Source organism: Corynebacterium sp. (assembly GCF_030152825.1).
Lineage (GTDB): Bacteria > Actinomycetota > Actinomycetes > Mycobacteriales > Mycobacteriaceae > Corynebacterium.
Genome location: NZ_JASLIP010000094.1, coordinates 1 through 3006, shown reverse-complemented (window position 1 = coordinate 3006; position 3006 = coordinate 1). Strand labels below are relative to the sequence as shown.

3 protein-coding genes are annotated in these 3006 nt (G+C 63.7%); all 3 read left to right on the top strand.

Annotated elements, in window-relative coordinates; translation table 11 throughout:
• Window positions 1–247: 247 nt before the first annotated feature.
• Window positions 248–1927: a nitrite/sulfite reductase gene (locus Q1V78_RS08960; protein WP_300613742.1), complete on the top strand. Its 1680-nt coding sequence runs from the start codon at window positions 248–250 to the stop codon at window positions 1925–1927.
• The gene (locus Q1V78_RS08955) at window positions 1924–2133 is read left to right on the top strand and encodes a hypothetical protein (RefSeq protein WP_015381947.1); all 210 of its coding nucleotides are present in this window, start codon (window positions 1924–1926) and stop codon (window positions 2131–2133) included. The genes Q1V78_RS08960 and Q1V78_RS08955 overlap by 4 nt, the downstream gene beginning before the upstream one ends.
• Before the next feature lie 111 nt (window positions 2134–2244).
• On the top strand, window positions 2245–3006 hold a 762-nt coding region (locus Q1V78_RS08950; protein WP_300613736.1), incomplete at its 3' end, for an aldehyde dehydrogenase family protein.

Genomic DNA, 3006 nt, shown 5'->3' with positions numbered 1-3006 from the left:
CACCCACCAAGCTAATCCCACCGTGAGGGGATTGCGAGATTCTGGGGGGTGGATCACAACAGAGTGTAGACAGCATTGTCTAGTTAACGCAATTGGCTTTGCTGAAATTGCTTGCAACCTGGCGCCTCGGCGGTTTAGTGTATCCAGTTATAGACCGCACGGTCTGTCTGGTGTAGGTTGATCTGCAGCCCGCGCTGCGGATCCAGGCAAGACCGCCACAACGCACGATCGACTGGAGAAATTCACCATGACTGCAACTACCACCACCCGTCCGAGGCCGAAGCGTAAGCCCCGGCCGCAAGGCCAGTGGCTCGTCGACGGCACTATTCCGCTCAACGACGACGAGAAGATTAAGCAAGAAGACGCCGGCCTCGGCGTCATCGACCGCATTCGCGAGACCTACGCGAAGCAGGGATTCGACTCCATCCCGAAGGAGGACCTCGCGCCCCGCTTCAAGTGGGTTGGTCTTTATACGCAGCGTCGCCCGGGGCTCGACGGCGTGGCCACCTCCACGCTCAGCACCGAAGAGCTGCAGGATAATTACTTCATGATGCGCATCCGCCTCGACGGCGGACTGGTCAGCAGCGAGCAGCTGCGCGTCATCGGCGAGATTTCCAGCGACTACGCCCGCGATACCGCGGACTTCACCGACCGCCAGAACGTCCAGCTGCACTGGATCCGCATCGAGGACGTCCCGACCATCTGGGACAAGCTCGAGGCCGTCGGGCTGGACACCAACTTCGGCTGCGGCGACGTCCCCCGCGTCATCCTGGGCTCCCCGGTCGCAGGCATCGCTGCCGACGAGATTATCGACGCCACCCCGGCCATTCACACCATCAAGGAAGAACTACTAACCAGCGGCGAGTTCGACAACCTGCCACGCAAGTTCAAGTCCGCGATCAGCGGTAACTCCCGCCAGGATGTCACCCACGAGATCCAGGACCTGGCGTTTATCGGCTCGAACCACCCGGAGCACGGCCCCGGCTTCGACGTCTGGGTCGGCGGCGGGCTGTCCACCAACCCGATGCTCTCCCAGCGCCTCGGCGCTTGGGTTCCTCTGGACGAGGTCCCGGAGGTGTGGGCCGGCGTGGTCCGCATCTTCCGCGACTACGGCTACCGCAAGGTCCGCAACCGCGCGCGCCTGAAGTTCCTCGTCGCCGACTGGGGGGTCGAGAAGTTCCGCAAGGTGCTGGAGGAGGACTACCTCGGCCGCAAGCTCGTCGACGGCCCGGATCCGGGCGAGTACCCCGGTTACCGCGACCACATCGGCATCCACGAGCAGCGGGACGGCAAGGTCTACCTGGGTGTGAAGCCCACGGTGGGGCACACTGACGGCGCCCAGCTACAGCGTCTCGCGGAGCTCGCCGAGTCCTATGGCTCCACGCGGCTGCGCACGACTCCCGATAAGGAGCTGCTCTTCCTGGACCTGACCCCGGAGAATGCAGACAAGCTCGCTGCCGAGCTGGAGAAGGAAGGCTTGTCCGCGAAGCCTTCGGCCTTCCGCCGCGACATCATCAGCTGCACCGGCCTGGAGTTCTGCAAGCTCGCGCACGTTGTGACGAAGCAACGCGCCATCCAGCTGGTCGACGAGCTGGAGGAGCGAGTCGGTGACCTCGACGTCCCACTGAAGATCTCCCTGAACGGCTGCCCGAACTCCTGCGCCCGTTCCCAGGTCGCAGATATCGGTCTATCCGGCAAGGTGCTGACCGATGAGGACGGCAACCGCGTCGAGGGTTTCCAGGTTCACCTGGGCGGCAAGGTCGGTCTGGAGCCGGGCTTCGGCCGCAAGCTGCGCGGCAACAACGTGTTCTCCGAGGACGTCGGCGACTACGTGGTCCGCGTCGTGGAGAACTTCAAGGAGCAGCGCGAGGACGGCGAGGAGTTCAGCTCCTGGGTCGCTCGCGCTGAGGAGGAGGCCCTGCGATGAGTGTTCCCGATACTGATTCCCTGCCACCGGTGAACCAGGCGATCGGTGGGAAGTCCGGGCACAGCAACGGTCGGCGTGCGACCGTGAACTTCTGCCCCTACTGCATGGGGGAGAACCTGTTTCCGACCACGGAAACGGATAATTCCTGGCAATGCCGCGAGTGCCGTCGCGAGTTTTCGGTGAAATTCCACGGCCTGCTGGCCTGACCTAACGCGCTGGGCACACGGTGAATCCCCGGCCCCTCGGTACTGCACCGCGGGCCGGGGTTCTTGTTTTCGCCCGCTGACACGGCCGAATGCATCTGGTAGGCAGGAGCTATGAGCACTTTTGCATTGCAGAATCCAAGTACTGGCCAAGAAGAAGAGCAGTTCAACCGCATCGATGATGCCGACCGCGATGCAATTCTGGATCGCGCCACCGCAGCAGGCGAGCAGTGGCGCAAGACCCCCATCGCGCAGCGCGCAGACATCCTGCGGAAGACCGCGAAGCTGTTCCAGGAGAACAAGGAGCAGCTGGCGGAACACATCGGGCGCGAGATGGGCAAGCTGACCCGCTGGGCCGAGGCGGAAATCGACATCGTTTCGGACATTTTCACCTGGTACGCCGAGCATGCCCACGAGCTCCTGGCGGATGAGCAGCTTTCCCAGCAGGGCGCGCAGCAGACCTGGGTGCGCAAGGAGCCCCTCGGCGTGGTGCTGGGCATCATGCCGTGGAACTTCCCCTACTACCAGGTCGCCCGCTGGGCAGCACCGAACCTGCTGCTGGGCAACACGCTGGTGCTGAAGCACGCATCCATCTGCCCGCTGTCCTCCCAGGCCTGCCAGGACCTGCTGGAGCAGGCCGGGCTGCCGAAGGATGCTTTCATCAACGTGTACGCCTCCGGCTCCCAGATGGATGCCTTTGTGGCGGATAAGCGCGTGGCGGGTGTGTCCCTCACTGGATCCGAGCAGGCTGGTGCCGCCGTGGCGAAGACCGCCGGCGAGCACTACAAGAAGTCCCTGCTGGAGCTGGGCGGCAACGACCCCTTCATCGTGCTCGACGATGAGAACCTGGACTGGGTGCTGGAGCAGTTCACCAAG

Excerpts from the sequence above, each read along its gene's own strand:
- Q1V78_RS08955 (WP_015381947.1), top strand. The coding sequence starts at position 1,924 with ATGAGTGTTCCCGATACTGATTCCCTGCCACCGGTGAACCAGGCGATC.
- Q1V78_RS08960 (WP_300613742.1), top strand. The coding sequence starts at position 248 with ATGACTGCAACTACCACCACCCGTCCGAGGCCGAAGCGTAAGCCCCGG.